Origin of the sequence: Chitinophaga sp. 22308, assembly GCF_052045305.1 — a bacterium.
GTDB lineage: Bacteria > Bacteroidota > Bacteroidia > Chitinophagales > Chitinophagaceae > Chitinophaga > Chitinophaga varians_A.
On sequence record NZ_JBQEOP010000003.1, the window covers coordinates 801,623 to 819,928 of the forward strand.

General features: G+C 50.4%; 13 protein-coding genes. 5 read left to right on the top strand and 8 right to left on the bottom strand.

The genetic code is table 11. From position 1 onward, the window contains the following. Positions 1-241: 241 nt before the first annotated feature. The 3 genes from ACTJJS_RS15075 to gltB all read right to left on the bottom strand — a co-directional run bounded on the left by ACTJJS_RS15075 (position 242) and on the right by gltB (position 7,254). Complete coding sequence (locus ACTJJS_RS15075; RefSeq protein ID WP_440664312.1) at positions 242-865, bottom strand: hypothetical protein; 624 nt, start codon at positions 863-865, stop codon at positions 242-244. 290 nt (positions 866-1,155) lie between these two features. After that, positions 1,156-2,631: a glutamate synthase subunit beta gene (locus ACTJJS_RS15080; RefSeq protein WP_343744617.1), complete on the bottom strand. Its 1,476-nt coding sequence runs from the start codon at positions 2,629-2,631 to the stop codon at positions 1,156-1,158. A 93-nt stretch (positions 2,632-2,724) separates the two neighbouring features. After that, positions 2,725-7,254, bottom strand: a complete 4,530-nt coding sequence (gene gltB / locus ACTJJS_RS15085) for a glutamate synthase large subunit (protein WP_440664313.1) — start codon at positions 7,252-7,254, stop codon at positions 2,725-2,727. Between the two features lie 427 nt (positions 7,255-7,681). Here gltB and ACTJJS_RS15090 point away from each other — a divergent pair, with 427 nt between their 5' ends. After that, on the top strand, positions 7,682-9,040 hold the full coding sequence (locus ACTJJS_RS15090) for a Fic family protein (RefSeq protein ID WP_440664314.1): 1,359 nt from the start codon (positions 7,682-7,684) through the stop codon (positions 9,038-9,040). Between the two features lie 134 nt (positions 9,041-9,174). Here the strand turns inward: ACTJJS_RS15090 and ACTJJS_RS15095 are convergent, their stop codons facing one another. The 4 genes from ACTJJS_RS15095 to ACTJJS_RS15110 form a co-directional block, all read right to left on the bottom strand. Next, a complete protein-coding gene (locus ACTJJS_RS15095; RefSeq protein ID WP_440664315.1) occupies positions 9,175-10,716 on the bottom strand; it encodes a glycoside hydrolase family 10 protein in 1,542 nt (513 codons plus the stop codon). Positions 10,717-10,789: 73 nt separating this feature from the next. Beyond that, positions 10,790-12,649, bottom strand: a complete 1,860-nt coding sequence (locus ACTJJS_RS15100; RefSeq protein WP_440664316.1) for a mechanosensitive ion channel domain-containing protein — start codon at positions 12,647-12,649, stop codon at positions 10,790-10,792. An 83-nt stretch (positions 12,650-12,732) separates the two neighbouring features. Then, entirely contained in the window at positions 12,733-13,185 is a 453-nt protein-coding gene (locus ACTJJS_RS15105; RefSeq protein WP_168870853.1) for a methylglyoxal synthase, read from the bottom strand. A 54-nt stretch (positions 13,186-13,239) separates the two neighbouring features. After that, complete coding sequence (locus ACTJJS_RS15110) at positions 13,240-13,755, bottom strand: ferritin (RefSeq protein ID WP_440664317.1); 516 nt, start codon at positions 13,753-13,755, stop codon at positions 13,240-13,242. Positions 13,756-13,908: 153 nt separating this feature from the next. Here ACTJJS_RS15110 and ACTJJS_RS15115 point away from each other — a divergent pair, with 153 nt between their 5' ends. From ACTJJS_RS15115 to ACTJJS_RS15130, 4 genes are all read left to right on the top strand, one after another. Beyond that, on the top strand, positions 13,909-14,505 hold the full coding sequence (locus ACTJJS_RS15115) for a NifU family protein (protein ID WP_168870851.1): 597 nt from the start codon (positions 13,909-13,911) through the stop codon (positions 14,503-14,505). Between the two features lie 85 nt (positions 14,506-14,590). Next, positions 14,591-16,288: a PNGase F N-terminal domain-containing protein gene (locus ACTJJS_RS15120; protein ID WP_440664319.1), complete on the top strand. Its 1,698-nt coding sequence runs from the start codon at positions 14,591-14,593 to the stop codon at positions 16,286-16,288. A gap of 30 nt (positions 16,289-16,318) precedes the next feature. Next, entirely contained in the window at positions 16,319-16,942 is a 624-nt protein-coding gene (gene pnuC, locus ACTJJS_RS15125; RefSeq protein WP_168870849.1) for a nicotinamide riboside transporter PnuC, read from the top strand. Continuing rightward, positions 16,939-17,460: an ATP-binding protein gene (locus ACTJJS_RS15130; protein ID WP_343744611.1), complete on the top strand. Its 522-nt coding sequence runs from the start codon at positions 16,939-16,941 to the stop codon at positions 17,458-17,460. The genes pnuC and ACTJJS_RS15130 overlap by 4 nt, the downstream gene beginning before the upstream one ends. Here the strand turns inward: ACTJJS_RS15130 and mtgA are convergent. Next, positions 17,426-18,196: a monofunctional biosynthetic peptidoglycan transglycosylase gene (mtgA, locus tag ACTJJS_RS15135; protein ID WP_168870847.1), complete on the bottom strand. Its 771-nt coding sequence runs from the start codon at positions 18,194-18,196 to the stop codon at positions 17,426-17,428. The two genes, ACTJJS_RS15130 and mtgA, sit on opposite strands and share 35 nt — an antisense overlap. Positions 18,197-18,306: the final 110 nt, after the last annotated feature.

An 18,306-nucleotide genomic window follows, 5' to 3' on the forward strand; every position in this document is an offset into this window, starting at 1 on the left:
AATAAAAACGCATAAGCGTTCCAATGGTTTATTTTCAGGTAAGCCCTGGCTTCCGCCCGCTTGCCCGGCGAAAAGCACAAAATCCATACCCGCAGGCAATGGGGATAAACAGTACTGCAAGGATACATTAAAATACGGGAACGGACATACTGAAAATTGTCCGGAAGGCTGAAAACAGGCGTCCCGGGACAGTACTCATACAGAATATTCAGGAGGAAAATGTGCAGGCGGTGCGGGTAGTTTATTGCCCGCTTTGAGGTGGTTTGTTGCGTTCATTAAAGCGGGAGATATAATAATCGAGCTTATCTCTTTTGGCTTTGTCGTTCCGGAATTCTTCCAGTAGCGCAGGGTCCTGTGGCAGGATATATTTTTTGAGGTTATAAAGCGATAGCTCAAGAATTTCGCCGGTGACGATGTTAATAACTTTCTTGAGCCTGACAGGCGTGTTCATGGCATTGACGGTCATATCGGCGGGATTGTAGGCGCTGCGGGCAGGCTGTACCCCCTGTAGTTCGTAGGTACAATAATAGCCGAAGGCCTGTATCCGGTTAAGCCCGTTGTCTTTAATATAGATATTGGTGCCGTCACAAAATCCCCAATAGTTTTTTACTTTCTGTTCCTGCCCTGCCGCATCGCGAAGCACCAGTTCGTTCCTGCTGGCGAGGAGATAGATCTGCGCGGCGGTGCTCCGGCTTTTGATCACCAGATCGCCGGATTCGGAGGGGGTGTTTTCGCGGAACTCCCGGAAAGACCGGTACAGTCCTTTTTTGAGCCCTCCGGCCTGAAGGGCCTGGCCGGGATTGTCCTGTGCCGTGGTCATCAGGCAAATGCAGATAAGTCCCCAGAGGCAGCACCATTGTTTCATAGGGCACAAATGTATCCGGAATCGGGGCCTTGCCGCAGGGAAATAGCTGAATGGTGGAATTGTTTCTGCTGATCTGTAATTTCTGTCTGTAAAGTTATCAGGAGGAGATAAAAATAAAAGGCCGGGTAAAAACCCGGCCCGGCTGAAGGTTACAACAAAATCTAAACCTGCTTATGAGAAAAGCGTTAATAAATAGCTCCTAGCTTTTAGCCGTTAGCTGTTATCATATTTTTATGAACGTTGCCTTCAGCCTGTTTATGATAGTAACAGGCTAAAAGTGTCCGCTATTATTACAGTGCCATTGCCTGCAGTGAATGGTCTTTGCTTTCCAGCTGGGAGCTGCCCATCAGGAATTCATCTACTTTCCTCGCACACTCGCGACCTTCGCTAATTGCCCACACCACCAGTGACTGGCCACGGCGCATATCGCCGGCAGTAAACACTTTAGGGATGGACGTCAGGTAATCTTTTTCTGTGGCTTTCACATTTCCTCTTTCATCTTTTTCCACTTCAAGCTGTTCCAGCATGCCGGTGTGCTGCGGATGAACGAAGCCCATCGCCAGCAGTGCCAGTTCGCAGGGGATATCTCTTTCAGAGCCTGGTACTTCGGTGAATTTCGCGGGCCTGCCGTCGGCGCTCAGTGTCCACTGGATATCCACGATGCGGAGGGCTTTCAGGTGCCCATTATCGTCGCCGATGAACGCTTTGGTAGCGATTGCCCATTGACGGTCAGCGCCTTCTTCATGGGAAGAAGATGTTTTCAGCACCATGGGATAAGTAGGCCATGGCATGAAATCGGTACGCTCGCCCGGCGGTTTGGGCAGCAGTTCCAGCTGGGTAACGCTTACCGCGCCGTGGCGGTTGCTGGTGCCCACGCAGTCGGAACCGGTATCGCCCCCTCCTATTACTACCACGTTTTTACCGGTGGCCAGGATATCGTGCCCGTCAACAGGAAGGTTGCCTACTCTTTTATTCTGCTGTTTGAGGAAGTCCATGGCGTAGTGTACCCCTTTCAGTTCGCGGCCGGTGATACCGAGGTCGCGTGGAATGGTGGAACCCCCTGCCAGTACGATGGCATTGTATTCCCTTAACAGGTCATTGGTGCTCACGTTAACGCCTACGTTGGCATTGCACTGGAAGGTAACACCTTCTTCTTCCATCAGTTTTACCCTGCGGTCGATGGTCCATTTTTCCAGTTTGAAGTCCGGAATGCCGTAGCGGAGCAGGCCTCCGGGCTTGTCGTCACGCTCAAATACGGTAACGCTGTGGCCGGCGTAATTCAGCTGGGCCGCTGCGGCCAGTCCGGCAGGACCGGAACCGATCACGGCTACTTTTTTGCCGGTACGTACGCGGGGCACCTTCGCCTGAACGAGGCCTTTGTCGAAAGCAATTTCTATGATATGCCGTTCAATTTCCTCGATAGCTACCGGCGGCTGATTGATACCCAGCACACAAGCGCTTTCGCAGGGAGCCGGACAAATACGGCCGGTGAATTCGGGGAAATTATTGGTGGAAGTCAGGATATCATAAGCATCCTGCCAGTCCTGGCGGTATACGGCATGATTAAATTCAGGTATTACGTTACCGAGCGGGCATCCGCTATGGCAGAAGGGTACGCCACAGCTCATACAGCGGGCGGCCTGCTGGTTCAGTTTCTGTTCGGGGAAGCGTTCTACGAACTCGTTGTAGTGGCCAACCCTTTCCCGGGGATCTGTTTTTCCGGGCAGCTCTCGTGTAAATTCCAGGAATCCTGTAGGTTTACCCATAGTCCTAAGTTATTTTCTCATTTTGTTATCAGGTAGTTTTTTGATTTACCAGATTGTTAAATCAATCTCCCGACAACAAAACCTGTTCAATTTTTAACGGTTTATTTTCTGTCCCTGTGCCACGCCTGCTTTCAGTACGGCCTTGTATTCTTTCGGGAATACTTTCACGAAGTGGCGCAGCTGATTTTCCCAGTCTTTCAGGATAAATTTCGCCACGGTGCTGTTCGTGTAGGCGTGATGTTTAGTGATCAGGTCCTGCAGCGTAGCAACATCGTCCTGGTCCAGCGGATCGAGGTCGATCATATCGCGGTTGCAGTGGTTGGCAAAGGAGCCTTTTACGTCGTATACATAGGCGATACCACCGCTCATACCTGCACCAAAGTTGCGGCCGGTTTCACCCAGGATGACGGCGCGGCCACCGGTCATATATTCGCAGCCGTGGTCACCCACGCCTTCCGCCACAACGGTGGCGCCGGAGTTACGTACGCAGAAGCGTTCGCCGGCCTTGCCGCGGATATAGGCTTCACCGGAGGTGGCACCATAGAAGCACACGTTGCCTGCAATGATGTTCTCTTCCGCTTTGAATCCTGCTTCTCCATGAGGATAGAGGATCAGTTTGGAGCCGGAAAGACCTTTACCGAAGTAGTCATTGGCTTCACCTTCCAGTTCAAGGGTAAGCCCTTTGGTGGAGAAGGCGCCGAAGCTTTGACCTGCGGAACCGTTGAATTTGAAGTGGATGGTATCTTCCGGCAGTCCTTCGCTCTTGTAACGTTTGGATATTTCGTTAGAGAGGATAGTGCCGACAGTACGATCGGTATTTTTAACAGGATACTGTTGGTAAACCCTTGTTTTTTTGTCCAGTGCAGGCTGTGCTGCTTTGAGCAGCTGCCAGTCGAGTACTTCAGCGATGCCGTGGTCCTGTTCTTCCTGTTTGTACAGGCCGGTTTCAGGGGCGGCAGGTTCTTTGTACAGGATGGGTGACAGGTCCAGCTTCTGTGTTTTCCAGTGGCTGATGCCTTCGCGCATCTGGAGGTTGTCTACCTGGCCTACCATTTCCTGGATGGTACGGAAGCCAAGGTCGGCCATGATTTCACGGAGTTCTTCCACGAGGAAGGTGAACAGGTTCACTACATGTTGCGGGTCGCCGGTGAAGCGTTTGCGCAGGTCCGGGTCTTGTGTGGCCACACCTACGGGGCAGGTGTTGACATGGCATTTACGCATCATGATACAACCTTCCACGATGAGGGCTGCGGTGGCCACGCCCCATTCTTCCGCACCGAGCAGTGTAGCGATGGCGATGTCGCGGCCTGTTTTCAGCTGGCCGTCGGTTTGCAGTACCACCCTGCTGCGCAGTTTGTTTTTCACCAGTGTCTGGTGGGATTCGGCGAGGCCCAGTTCCCAGGGCAGACCGGCATGTTTGATGGAGCTTATCGGAGAAGCGCCTGTACCACCATCGTGACCGGCAATCAGTACCACATCGGCATGTGCTTTGGCAACACCGGCGGCGATGGTGCCAACGCCTGCTTTAGACACCAGTTTTACGCTGATGCGGGCGGCGCGGTTGGCGTTTTTCAGATCATAAATGAGCTGTGCCAGGTCTTCGATGGAATAAATATCGTGGTGTGGCGGTGGAGAGATAAGACCTACACCCGGGGTGGAGTGTCTTACCTTGGCGATCCAGTCGTCCACTTTATGGCCGGGCAGCTGTCCGCCTTCACCGGGCTTAGCGCCCTGGGCCATTTTAATTTGTAATTCGTCGGCATTGGTCAGGTAGTAGCTGGTAACGCCGAAACGGGCGCTGGCTACCTGTTTGATGGCAGAACGCATAGAGTCGCCGTTAGGCAGTTGCTCGTAGCGGATTTCATCTTCTCCCCCTTCGCCGGTATTGCTTTTGGCACCGATGCGGTTCATGGCAATAGCGAGGGTGGAATGTGCCTCATGAGAGATAGAACCGAAGCTCATAGCACCTGTAGCAAAGCGTTTGAAGATGCTGGATGCTGGTTCCACCTCATCGATAGAGATGGAAGCACGGGTACGTTTAAACGAAAAGAGGCTACGCAGGGTGCAGGCTTTTTCGCTCTGGTCGTTAACGGCTTTGGAGTATTTCTTGAAGATGCTGTAGTCGCCCATACGGGTGGAATACTGCAGCAGGTGGATGGTAGTGGGATTGAAAAGATGGAATTCCCCTTTCCGTTTCCACTGGTACACGCCGCCTTCGGTAAGACGCTGCACCGGTTTTTCCTTACGGCCATAGCCCATCCAGTGTTTTGCCAGTGTTTCACGGGCAATTTCATCCAGGCCAAGGCCCTGAATGCGGGACACGGCGCCGGCGAAGTATTTGTCCACCACTTGCTGGTTGATGCCCAGTATCTCGAATATCTGAGCGCCCTGATAAGATTGCAGGGTGGAGATGCCCATTTTGGAGAATACTTTGAGCAGACCGTCACAAACGGCTTTGATATAGTTTTTCTTCAGTTTGTCCACGTCCAGGCTGGTGTCCAGTTTGTTGGACAGCTTCAGGTCGCGGATAGTGCTGAGGGCCAGGTATGGGTTTACAGCGGTGGCGCCGAAGCCCAGCAGGCAGGCGAAATGATGTACTTCCCAAACATCGCCGGCTTCCACGATCAGCCCTACGGAGCCGCGTTTGCCTTTGCGGATCAGGTGGTGATGTACGGCAGAAGCGGCCAGCAGTGAAGGGATAGCGGCATGTTCGGAGTCGATGGCGCGGTCAGAGAGGATGATCACTTCAAATCCGTCTTCCACGGCATCTACAGCGTAGCGGCAAAGGCGGGCAAGTCCTTTCTCAAGGGAGCCTGGTTTACCATCGGCCTTGAAGTAGGTATGCAGTGTTTTAGCCTGAAACAGGCCGGTGTCGATGCTGCGTATTTTTTCCAGTTCGTGGTTGTTGAGGATGGGATGGCGCAGTGCCAGGCTGTGGCAGTGCAGCGGATCTTCATCCAGCAGGTTGCCGTTGCCGCCCACGAAAGTGGCGAGCGACATCACCAGCCTTTCCCTGATAGGATCGATAGGCGGATTGGTTACCTGCGCAAACAGCTGTTTGAAATAGTTGGCCAGATGCTGCGGCTGGTTGCTGAGTGCTGCCAGCGGCGTATCGGTGCCCATGGAACCAACAGGTTCTTTACCGTCGATGGCCATCGGGGAAATGATATGCTCCAGGTCCTCAGTGCTGTAGCCGAAAGCCCGCTGGTATTTGAAGATCTGGTCATGCTCCAGATGGGTGAAGGTGACCCTTGGCTCAGGTAGTTCTTCCAGACGGATTTTATATTTATTGAGCCACTCGCCATAAGGTTGTTGGGAGCAGATCTGTTGTTTCAGTTCTTCGTCACCAATGATGCGGCCCTGGTCCATGTCTACGATGAACATTTTTCCGGGCTGCAGGCGTCCTTTTTCTTTTACGTTTTTAGGATCGATGGGCAATACACCGGCTTCGGATGCCATGATCACACGATCGTCTTTGGTCACGACAAAGCGGCTGGGACGTAATCCGTTACGGTCCAGGGTGGCGCCGATAATTTTACCGTCGGTGAAGGAGATGGAAGCGGGACCGTCCCACGGTTCCATGAGGGAAGCGTGGTATTCGTAGAACGCTTTTTTCTCTGCCGCCATGTCTTCGTTGCCGTCCCATGCTTCGGGAATCAGCATCATCATTACATGCGGGAGGGACCGGCCGGTCATGGTCAGCAGCTCGATCACATTGTCGAGGCTGGCAGAATCCGACTGTCCTTCTTCTACGATAGGCAGCAGCATGTCCATCTCTTCCGCTGTAAAATACTTGGACATAAAGTCACGCTCACCGGCGCGGAGCCAGTTGAGGTTACCTTTCAGCGTATTGATTTCACCATTATGGGCGATATAACGGTAAGGGTGCGCCAACCGCCAGCTGGGGAAAGTATTGGTTGCAAAACGGGAGTGGATGAGGGCGAAGGCGGATACCATCTTCTCATCGCTCAGGTCAGTATAATAATGACGTACCTGGTAGGTGGTCAGCTGGCCTTTATAAACGATTGTTTTATAAGAAAGGGAAGCAATGTAAAACAGTGCTTTCTCTTTGGGAATAGTATTACGGACAGTTTTGGACACGTAGTTGCGGAGCACGAACAATTTGCGCTCAAAAACTTCGGGGTCGCTGATATGATAGGGACAGGCGATAAATACCTGTTCAATTTCCGGTTCTACAGACAGGGCCGATTCACCGATGCCGTCAGGGCGAACCGGTACTTTACGGTATCCCAGGATCTCGAGGCCCAGTTTCTCAGCGCTGCGTTGCAGGATTTCCCTGCACTCTTCGCGCCAGCGGGGTTCTTTCGGAAAAAAGACCATGCCCACGCCATACTTGCCAAACTCCGGTAAGCTGATGCCTAACCGCAGGCATTCATCATACAAAAACTCATGAGGGACCTGAAACAGGATTCCTGCACCATCGCCCGTGTTTTGCTCACAGCCGCAGGCGCCGCGGTGTTCCATGTTTTCCAGCATGGTGAGGGCATCACGGATAATATGGTGGGATTTACGCCCCTTAATATGGGCCGTAAAACCTGTTCCGCAGGCATCATGTTCGAATTCAGGACGGTATAAACCTTGCGTTTGCTTCACTTCATCCATTTGGTTTAGATTTTTTTCTTTGATACACTCCTCCCTTCTGACTTTCGTCGATGGGTGGTGTACGATATAATTCGGGAACGGTTTAAAGATACTAAAGGAATGCTGTATTTTTTATATAAATTTTTGATAGAAGCGAAAAATTTAGAAAAAAATAAAATTATGTCCCTTATTGTTAGAATTTATAGAAAAATGACTGCAATGGGGCCTGGATTCCGGGCGGCGGGTTGCGGCAGGATTGTCAACCAAGTGGACGGATATATCCGGGAACGTTGAGCTTAATGAGGAATAATGAGCTTAATTAGTCATATTTGAGCTTTAATCTATGGAATTGAGCTTAATTGAATAAATTTGAGCTTAATATATGGTGTTTGAGCTCAATGAATTGATTTTAAGCTGAATTACCAGATAACCTCAAAACACGATTAAAATGCAAACAGATAATAAGGTAACACAACAGATAATATCTGTTTTGAAGAAATTTCGGGAAGGAGCTGCTATTGAAGACATTTTTAAAACGGGAGAGATTGATGTCAGCCTTAGTACACTAAAAAGACGTTTGGCAGATTTGATCAGTCAGGGCATCGTTGAAGCGACAGGAAATACAAGATCAAGAAGATTCAGACTAATTGAATCAGATGAATTTGAAGATTTTCTGCTCAAACCTGGGAGCAGGGCATTGTTAAAAAAGCTGCGCGTCCCCTATCAACAGCGCAATGTAGTCGGTTATAACAGGGCCTTCCTGGAAAACTACCAACCTAACGAAGACAGTTTCCTGACGGCAGAAGAGCGAAATCAGTTGAGCGATTGGGGGCAAACCGGACAGGATGGCCAGCCGGCAGGGACATACGCGCGAAACATTTTAAATCAGCTGCTGATAGATTTATCCTGGAATTCCAGCAGGCTTGAAGGAAACACCTATTCTTTACTGGATACCAAACGCCTGATCAATCAGGGAATAGAAGCTGCGGATAAAAGTACCATAGACGCTCAAATGATCATCAACCATAAGGAAGCAATTAACTTTCTTGTGTATAATCCGGAGGGGATTGGCTTTAATGCATATACAATCAGAAACCTTCACGCCCTGCTTGTGGCGAACTTGCTATCAGATCCGGCGGCAGAAGGGCGCCTGCGTACAATACCGGTGAACATTGCCCAATCCGCATTTATACCAGCATCAGCCCCACAGTTGATCGAGGAAATGTTCCTGATGATGTTGACGAAAGCTTCAGCGATCAGGAACCCATTTGAACAGGCGATCTTTGTGATGATCCACCTTCCTTATCTTCAGCCATTTGATGACGTCAATAAAAGAGTTTCACGCCTGGCAGCAAACATTCCTTTAAATAATAATAATCTGGCCCCGCTTAGCTTTGTGGATGTTCCGAAGGAGTTGTACATTAAGGCACTTCTGGGGGTTTATGAATTTAATGATGTTTCCTTAATGAGTGATGTCTTTATGTACGCTTACAAGCGTTCGGCCAACCGTTATGCGGCGGTGATCAAAGAGATTGGTCAGCCTGACAGATTCAGAATGCAGTATCGGAAAGAGATCGCTGCTGTGATCTCTGAAATCATTAAAGAAGCGCTGGGACCAGAAAAGGCAAAACGTTTGATAGCAACAGCGGTGACAAACATTCCGCCTCGCGATCAGGAAAGGTTCCTCAATTATGTCGAAAATGACCTGCTTTCCGTTCATGATGGAAATTTTGCAAAATACCAGGTAACACCTTCAGAATTCAGTAAATGGAAAGGTGTTTGGACAATAGACGGGAAGACCCTCTGATGAGGTATTACATTGGGCAGTAGCTATCTACAAAAGCGGAAGCATAACGGAGTGTTGGATTGCTGTCATGCCACCGCTATCGACATGGAAACAGGCGCGTTTATTTTTTAATACACGCGCCTGTCCCCTATCTGTCAGGGTTCAAAGATAAAAGTCGTTTTACCGTTTTTGATTTCCATCCGTAGCGGCTCGCTGAGGTGGCTCTCATTTTGAAGCCGGTCCAGCGCGGTGACTACGTATGTATAGGTCTTGCCTTTTATGTAAGTCTGGTCTTTGTATTCCGGGTCAGACGACTGAGGCAGGATAGCCAGAATTTTCGTAGGGTCGGTAGCGTTAATTGGCTCGTTGGCTTCAAAACGGTACAACACATATTGTTTGGTACGGCCGCTGGTATCGTCATCTGTCCAGTGGATCTCCAGTCCACCGGGCCTTTCGAAGGCATCGATGAAGTATGGCGGGTCAGGCGTGGTATTAGGCAGCCATGCCATGACGGGGCGCAGCGCCGGGTATTTGTAGTAGTGGTTGCGCAGCGAGTCTTCGATGCCCAACGGGTTGCCGCGGAAAGATTTGGCGCTGTAGAAGATGCTGCCTTGTATAGTATTAAGTGTTCTGGATTCTTCAATCTGCATAGGCAGTTCCCGTGGATTTTTCCAGGCGGGGTTGCTGCCGAGGCGGTACACGCCATGCCCGATATATATCTGCCGGCCATAGCCATGCTGGCTCCACCAGTTGAGCAGCACTTCATAGTCTGCCAGACGATGGCCGCGTTCCCAATACAACTGTGGTGCGGCGTAATCTATCCAGCCTTTTTTCAGCCATTTTAAAATATCGGCGTACAGGTCGTCATAGTTGGTCATGCCGCCATGTGTGTAAGATCCTTCGGGGTCTCTGCTGCGATCGCGCCACACGCCAAACGGACTGATACCGAATTTCACCCAGGGCTTTTCTGCTTTGATGGCCACACTGAGCATTTCGATGATGGCGTCCACATTGGCCCTGCGCCAGTCGTCTTTCATTATCCCGTTGCCATACAGGCGGTAGGAAACATTGTCTGGAAATTCTTTGCCAGGCACCCGGTAAGGATAAAAATAGTCGTCGAAGTGTACCGCATCGATATCATATCTTTTCACTACGTCCCGCACTACCATGGTCACATAATTCCGTACTTCCGGAATACCCGGGTCGAAGTATTTTTTATTGTCGTAGGAGAGGAACCATTGGGGTTTCAGGCGGGTGATATGATTGGCGGCCACGCTGCTGCGGCTTGCGTTGAATACAGCTCTGTAGGGGTTGAACCAGGCGTGGAATTCCATACCCCGTTTATGTGTTTCTTCAATCATGAATTGAAGCGGGTCATAGTAAGGGTTGGGCGCCTGTCCCTGGATGCCGGTCAGGTATTCGGACCAAGGCTCGTACGGGGAGGCATAAAACGCGTCAGTTGCAGGACGTACCTGTGCTACTACTGTATTCATGCCATTGCGCTGCATCTGATTGAGCAGATCGATAAACTCCTGTTTTTGTTGTTCTGTCGGTAAACCGCGTTTGGAAGGCCAGTCAATATTTTCCACTGTAGCGATCCATACCCCGCGCATTTCCCTTTTGGGCGGCAACTGCGCCCATACCTGTTGTGTGAGGCCCGCACAAAGGGCCACACCGGCTAATAACTGCTTCAACATCTGCCTTACTTTAAACCGTAAGATGCGAAAATAGCAAAAAGGAAGCCTGTTTGCTTGCTTAATTATATGATTCTTATGGCTTATTGTCCACTTTTACTTTAAAGGCAGGAGGCTCATAATTTCCCGGCATATAGGAAGGGGGAATGGTAGAGGCGTTCCCGTCGCGGTGCGCATGGTATTGCGGCGACATGATCTCTACGCCGGCTTCATTGAAATGGTCCTGTATCTGCTGGTTTAGCCGGGAATAGATTTCATTCATCCGATGAGACTCCTCGGTATAGGCATTGATTTCATAGGCAACAGAAAAATCGTTGAGCGCGGTCTGTAATACAAAAGGTTCACGGTCTTTTTGAATACCATCTGTGGCCAGGGCTGCGCGGACAAGCAGCGCATGCACCTGCTTCCATGGAACGTCATATCCAATAGTGACAGTTGTGTGCAGGATCAGTCCAAGGTCTTTGCTGGAAGAGGTGAAATTAACAGTATGCCCGTTGAGGATACTGGCATTGGGCACAGTGATCTCTTCGTTTTTGGTGGTGCGTAAACGGGTCACCAGCAGGTTCTTTTCTATCACGTCGCCGGTAATCTCTCCAAGCCGGATACGGTCCCCTATTTTAAAAGGGCGCATGTAGGTGATCACGAAGCCCGCTACTACATTGGAAATGGCGGACGATGACCCCAGCGAGAAAAGGATGCCCAGGAATACTGACACGCCCTGGAACACCTTGGAATCGGACCCGGGCAGATAAGGGAAGATGACAACGAACATAAACGCATAGAGCAGGAATTTGATGCCGCTGGCCGTGGGCAAGGCCCAGTCAGTATAAAAGCCGTTTATTTTCAGGTTGCCGCAGGCTATTTCACTGGCGAGATAGTTGACCAGTTTAATGAGCAGCCGTGTTACCACATATATCACCAGGATGGTAAGCAGTTTGGGCAGATAATGGAAAACGCCCGACAGGATTGCTTTGACGGGCGACAAGGTCCAGTCTGTCAGCTTGTCTGCAATACCCCTGGTCCATGGAAAGATGCCGAAAATCAGCGGCAGGGTAAGGTATAAGACCAACAGGATAAGCACTACGCGTGCAATGCCGAGCGCGCTGTAAATGATGCCGAGCTGTTTCTGCTGATTCAGCAGGGCGTAGTTTTTTACTTTCACGCCTTTGAGGTACCGGTCTTTTTCGCGGACGAGTCTTCTGCGAAGCGCTCTGAACAAGCGGTTGATCCCGAAGATGATAACGCCCAGCACCACCAGTATCAGCACCAGCCAGCCAAGGCGTACCAGGATATACTGAACGCTGTGCTGGGCTTTTTGTTCCCTGATGGCTTTGCGGATGATCGCCGCATATCCGGCGGCCACCTGTGCCTTGTCCTGGTCCAGCCAGAGCGCATCGTCATCTGTGATGGTCTGGATGATCAGGTCGTTGTAGGCTACGTCGATATTGTTTTCGTTGGGCACTACGATGATGGAGTCCGGTGAATAGAACGGGTCTTTCTCTATCAGTTGCAGTTTACGGGAGATATTGGCGGCGCGGTCGCTGGGTTTGAACGGGCCCAGTTTATTATATACACGGAACAGGGTGTCGCCGAAGGGCGCTACGGGTATTCCCTGGGTGATGGCCTTCATCTGGAGTATGCGTTCCCGTTGCCGGGCTTTCTTCAGAGAGTCGGTCTGTTCGATATTGGCGAGTTGTTGTTCCAGTTCTTTTTTCCGTTGGTTGCTGCTGTTGCTCAGCTGGAGGATTTGCTCTTCCAGTGAGGCTTTGGCAGCGGCATCTGCTTTGATCAGGGAGTCGCTTTCCCGAAGCAGCCGGGTGGTGGCAATGAGTTGTGCGTTGGTGGTAGAGTCCTGTGATACTTTGCTGCTGTCTTGGGCCAGGCTCTGAAAGTGTATAGTGAGGATGGTTAATAAAATGGGAAAAAACGGTCTCATTCCGAAGCTTTCTATCAAAGTACGGAAATTTCCCGGCGCAGCATCGCTGCAGAGCATAAAAACGGGGAATTTAAAAGGAGGGACTACACTTTCCGTTTCAGGTACTGGCTATAGTCAGGCAGGATTACTTCATAGTCCTGGTGCATCAGCGGGGATGTCAGCAGGAAGTCGGCCGAAGCGCGGTTACAGGCCACCGGGATGTTCCATACCACGCCAAGCCGCAGCAGGGCTTTGATGTCCGGATCATGAGGCAGGGCTTCCATGGGGTCCCAGAAGAAGATGATCACGTCCAATGCGCCTTCCGCAACGAGGGCGCCAATCTGCTGGTCGCCGCCCAGCGGACCGCTCAGCAACTTTCTCACGGAAACGTCCAGTGCTTCCTCGATCAGTTTGCCGGTGGTGCCGGTAGCGTACAGTTCATGGCGGCTCAGTACCGTTTTGTTGTAGGTCGCCCATTCTATCAGTTCGGCCTTTTTGTGGTCGTGTGCAATCAGGGCGATCCTTTTGCGTGCTTTCAGCGTTTTGATTGTCTGCATATGCTGCAAAAGTACTAAGCCGCCTGAAAAAAATAAATGTAAAATTTAATAATATCAGTACTTGTCGGTTGTGTCCAGCGTCGCCAGATCACGGTCGAAGATGTAAAGACCGCCTTTGTCTTCACCGATGAGCTTCAGCTTATCAAGGATATGCCGGGCCATACGTTCCTCTTCAATCTGTTCAGTTACATACCATTGCATGAAATTGTGCGTGGCATAATCTTTTTCAAACAGGCAGAGGTCCACCAGGTTATTGATTTCTTTGGATACTGCCAGCTCGTGCTTAAATACGAGGTCAAAAACGGCCTGGATGTTTTTGAACTGGTGCTCGGGCTGCTTCAGTGCGGGCACCAGGCCGTGGGCGCCTCTCTCATTGATGTATTTCAGTAGTTTCAGCATGTGCGTCCGTTCTTCGTCGGAATGGCGGTAGAGGAACAGTGCGGTGCCGTTGTAGCCCTGTACTTCGGCCCAGGAGGCCATGGCGAGGTAATACTGGGAGGAGGCTGCCTCCATTTCCACCTGTTGGTTGAGCGCAGCCAGGATTTTGGGAGAAAGTTCTTTCAATAACATGACCTTAAATTTTAATTTGATTTAGGGGACGGCGTTAGGGGAAGGATATTGTTGCCGCTTATAACGTTATTGTAAAATTCGATGAGGTTTCCCTTTCTGCTGGCAAAAATTCTGCCCGGAAAGTGCTACCTTTGTCAGGTAAATTAGGATAAAATGATTAAAACAGGAAATCCGATCATCAGCATATATACGGAAATGACGCCCAACCCGGAAACAATGAAGTTTGTAGCCAACAAACTGTTGTATCCAGGCAAGAGCATCGATTTTCCGGATGAGGCCAGCGCTAAACCATCCCCATTGGCGATAGAACTGTTCAGCTTCCCTTTCATCAGGGGCGTGTTCATTATGGCCAATTTCATTACGCTTACCAAAACCAGTGAAACAGACTGGGACGATATAATCCCCACCGTAAAAGCCTTCCTGAAGGAATACCTGGAGGATAACCGACCTGTTATCAACGAAGACGAAGTGGTAGTGACCAAAGACACCGCCAGCAACGCCGTTAGCGCAGATGACAGCGACGTGGTAAAAAGAATCAAGGAACTGTTGGAAAACTACGTGAAACCTGCGGTAGAAATGGATGGCGGCGCCATTCAGTTCAAAAACTACGAAGCCGGTACGGTTACACTGATGTTACAGGGTTCCTGTTCAGGCTGCCCCTCTTCCATGATTACGCTCAAAGCCGGCATCGAAGGCATGATGAAGCGTATGATACCGGAAGTGAAGGAAGTAGTGGCAGAAGCTGAATAAGCCATAGTTGAGTGAATGATAGTGTTAAATGAAGCACAGTCTTAGTGGCTGTGCTTTTTTATTTTTTAAGACAGATATAGCGACAATGAAAGGATTACTGGTTTTGTTGACCGGCATGGCCATTGCAGCCCAGCCGGTACAGGCACAGAAGAAAAAAAGCACCGACAGCGCCGCCGCCGTTATTACCTACGGGATGCGCAGCAACGGAAAAGAGGTAGGCAACGGCCTGCAATTGTTCATCGACCACAACAGGGCACATATCGTTCCCGGTGGCCCATCAGCCAAAGAACAACAATACCTGGAACTGGGCGAAAAAGCCACCCTCCAGGTACTTGGCACTCCTAACGGGAATATCTATACGCTAAAAAAACCTTTCACGGAATATGTACAGCCGGAGCTGCTGCCTGGTACAGACACCATCCTCGGACTGGTATGCCGGAAAGCCAGGCTCTTTATCCGCTCCAACACCATTGAAGTATGGTATACTAATCAGCTCGCCCTCAAAGGCACGCCTAACCTGACGGTTGCCCCGGGACTCGGACTGGTGCTCAAAGTAGTCCGCAATGGCAACAGTGAAACGATCGCCAAAAAAATCGAATACCGCAAAATTACCCCGGCAGAACTGGCATGGCCGGCCCAACAGGGCCAGCAGGTAGATGATGCGGCCTATATGCGCGAAGTGATAGAAAGCCGTTATACCACCCTGCGGGTGTTTGACCAGGAACAAATCAGCTGGGGCAACAATATCGCAAACCCCGCAGATGACCAGGCTGGCGTGACTTACCGCTACGCCGGCGGTACCGTCATCTTAAAAAAAGTAAAACTCCCTGCTCCCAAAAAAGGGGAAAGCATGTTCGCTGAACTGGTACAGTATTCTAACGGTGACGCCTATGACCGCACCGGTTCCGTGTTTATGGTCCCTACAGATAAAGCCGGTTCTTTCCTGGACGGCCTTCGCAAAGGTGCTGCCGCACTACCGGCATTCACTGGCAAAAACGGCAAACAATACCAGGGCATGGTGGCTACAGACAACTATCTGCCGGCACTGGAAGTACTGCGCTTCTTCACTCCTTTTGGGGTCCACCACTTCAATGACCAGGTGAAGATCAAAGGGTATCACTGGGCGGATTCCGTGATGTACAAACAGGATATCACCGAACTGCAAAACCGCTTGCAGGGCGAAGTGTGGCTGGGCGTTTACATCGGTAACTACGATAAAGGCGGCCATAAGGTAAGCCTGCGCTTCAAATACTATCCCGGCGATGGTGAAGATGAAAACAGCAACAAGCCGGATTGGACCTACCCTGTTTTTAATACGACCAATCTGATGGAAATGGCCGGACAGGAATACCCTACCCTTTTCGATAAAGATTCACTGACAGTGACCGTCAACATTCCTGAAGGAGTGCATAACCTCCAGTTGCGTTATATCACTACCGGCCATGGTGGCTGGGGCGGCGGCGATGAGTTCAACCCTAAACAGAATGAAATATTCGTTGACGGAAAAAGGGTGTATCATTTTATTCCCTGGCGTACGGACTGTGGCACTTACCGCCTGTCTAACCCGGCATCCGGCAACTTCGGCAACGGATTGTCTTCCTCAGACCTGAGCCGCTCCAACTGGTGCCCCGGCACGCTCACTTCACCGGTATTTATTTCCCTGCCAGACCTTGGCCCGGGACAACATACCATTAAAGTGGCTATCCCGCAGGGCGCCCCGGCCGGTACCAGCCAGAGCTTCTGGGATGTATCAGGCACGTTAATGGGTACACGGAAAAAATAATCCATCAACTGCAATACTTACATTTGTTGTATGAATGAATTTATAACGGGACTGCAAAACGGCTTGCATGGAATGACATGGCTCGAAGCTATTGCAGTACTGTTTGCTGTATTGTCGGTCATCTTTCAGAAGAAAAACAATATACTGGTATATCCCACCGGTATTATCAGCACCGGCATCTATACCTACCTTCTTTCGAGGGAACATTTTAAACTTTATGCAGACGCTACGCTCAACGCCTATTATCTGGTAATGAGCGTTTACGGATGGTTATACTGGGCCCGTCAGGGTCCGGCCAAACCGGAAGTGAAGATCAGCCGTAGCAGCCCACGGGAGCTGGCTACGGCGATCTTCATCGCCCTGGCGGGATGGGCCGTTTTTTATGTGCTGCTGGTCAACTTCTCCGATTCCAATGTACCGGTGATGGACGCCTTCATTTCTGCCACGGCCTGTGGCGGCATGTGGCTGTTGGCCAAACGGAAAGTGGAAAACTGGATATTGCTGAACATCTCCAATTTTGTGGCGGTGCCACTGCTCTTCTACAAACACCTGTACCTGACTGCACTGTTGACCATCTTTTTGTTTATCATTGCTATCTTCGGATATTTCAGCTGGCGTAAGGCTGTGCTGCAACAGGAAACTTCCCATTCATGAAAAAAGTAGTCGTCATAGGGCCTGAGTCTACAGGCAAAAGCACGCTCAGCGCCACGCTGGCAGCGCATTTTAATACCACCTGGGCGCCGGAATATGCCCGGCAGTATCTGGAGGAGCTGGGACGGCCTTATGAACAGGAAGATCTGCTGAACATCACCTACGGACAGATGATAATGGAACAGAAAGCAGCGGCCAAAGCCAAAGACCTGTTTATATGTGATACCGATTTGTATGTGATCAAAGTATGGAGCGAACATAAATACCAGGACTGCGATCCACGTATCCTCAGCGCTATCGCAAACCAGCGGTGCGATCATTATCTGCTTACCTATATTGACCTGCCCTGGGAAGAAGATCCCCAGCGCGAATATCCTGACCCTGAGATGCGTCATTATTTCTACCAGGTGTACAGGGACATCGTGATGCAGTCCGGTGTAACCTGGACGGATATACGGGGTGGTTATGAACAGCGGGAAGCGCTGGCTATTGAGGCTGTGAATCGCCTGCTGGCGGAGTAGTATTCTTCTCGGTTTCCGTTTTCTTCACCCCGGAAACGAGTTCCATAATATCCGGATCGGGCGCGAGGTTGCGCATTTGTACCAGGATTTTGCGCTGTCTCCAGGCGGTGATCCTGGCCGGCGGATTCACCGTATATTTTACCGGATTAGGAAGGCAGGCCGCTATCATGGCGGCTTCTTCCCGGTTCAGACTGGCGGCGTTTTTATGATAATATGCCTGTGAGGCTGCTTCAACGCCAAAGATGCCATCGCCGGTCTGGGCCACATTCAGGTATACTTCCAGTATGCGCTGTTTGCCCCAGATTTTTTCGATCATAAAAGTGAAGTATACTTCCAGGCCCTTGCGTACCCAGCTACGGCCCTGCCAGAGGAAGACGTTTTTAGCCACCTGCTGGCTGATAGTACTGGCACCTCTTATTTTTTTGCTGGCTTCATTGTGTTTCATTGCCTTTTCGATCGACTTATAGTCGAAGCCGTCGTGGTCGGGGAACAGCTGGTCTTCGCTGGCGATGACGGCCAGTTTGGCGTGTTGGGATATTTCATCGTAACTGACCCAGGATTTTTGCAGGTGTTTATCGGTGCCCCAGAGGCTGAACCAGCTGGAGATCATAGTGATGGTGATAGGCGGATTGACCCATCGTAACAGGATGATATAAACAAATTGTGCGACAAACAGGACCAGCAATATCCGCTTCAATCTCCTCCACGTTCTGGGGACAATGCCTTTTAACTTCATTCCGCGTAGGTTTGGAAAAATCGGGCTGAAAGATAGGAAGTAATTGTGGAATTATGAATTACGAATTGCATATTAACTTACAGTGAGGATTTAATTTGGTAATTTTACAC

Bases quoted from the DNA above. Each gene is read 5' to 3' on its own strand.
- ACTJJS_RS15075 (WP_440664312.1), bottom strand. From the start codon at position 865: ATGAAACAATGGTGCTGCCTCTGGGGACTTATCTGCATTTGCCTGATG.
- ACTJJS_RS15080 (WP_343744617.1), bottom strand. From the start codon at position 2,631: ATGGGTAAACCTACAGGATTCCTGGAATTTACACGAGAGCTGCCCGGA.
- gltB (WP_440664313.1), bottom strand. From the start codon at position 7,254: ATGGATGAAGTGAAGCAAACGCAAGGTTTATACCGTCCTGAATTCGAA.
- ACTJJS_RS15090 (WP_440664314.1), top strand. From the start codon at position 7,682: ATGCAAACAGATAATAAGGTAACACAACAGATAATATCTGTTTTGAAG.
- ACTJJS_RS15095 (WP_440664315.1), bottom strand. From the start codon at position 10,716: ATGTTGAAGCAGTTATTAGCCGGTGTGGCCCTTTGTGCGGGCCTCACA.
- ACTJJS_RS15100 (WP_440664316.1), bottom strand. From the start codon at position 12,649: ATGAGACCGTTTTTTCCCATTTTATTAACCATCCTCACTATACACTTT.
- ACTJJS_RS15105 (WP_168870853.1), bottom strand. From the start codon at position 13,185: ATGCAGACAATCAAAACGCTGAAAGCACGCAAAAGGATCGCCCTGATT.
- ACTJJS_RS15110 (WP_440664317.1), bottom strand. From the start codon at position 13,755: ATGTTATTGAAAGAACTTTCTCCCAAAATCCTGGCTGCGCTCAACCAA.
- ACTJJS_RS15115 (WP_168870851.1), top strand. From the start codon at position 13,909: ATGATTAAAACAGGAAATCCGATCATCAGCATATATACGGAAATGACG.
- ACTJJS_RS15120 (WP_440664319.1), top strand. From the start codon at position 14,591: ATGAAAGGATTACTGGTTTTGTTGACCGGCATGGCCATTGCAGCCCAG.
- pnuC (WP_168870849.1), top strand. From the start codon at position 16,319: ATGAATGAATTTATAACGGGACTGCAAAACGGCTTGCATGGAATGACA.
- ACTJJS_RS15130 (WP_343744611.1), top strand. From the start codon at position 16,939: ATGAAAAAAGTAGTCGTCATAGGGCCTGAGTCTACAGGCAAAAGCACG.
- mtgA (WP_168870847.1), bottom strand. From the start codon at position 18,196: ATGAAGTTAAAAGGCATTGTCCCCAGAACGTGGAGGAGATTGAAGCGG.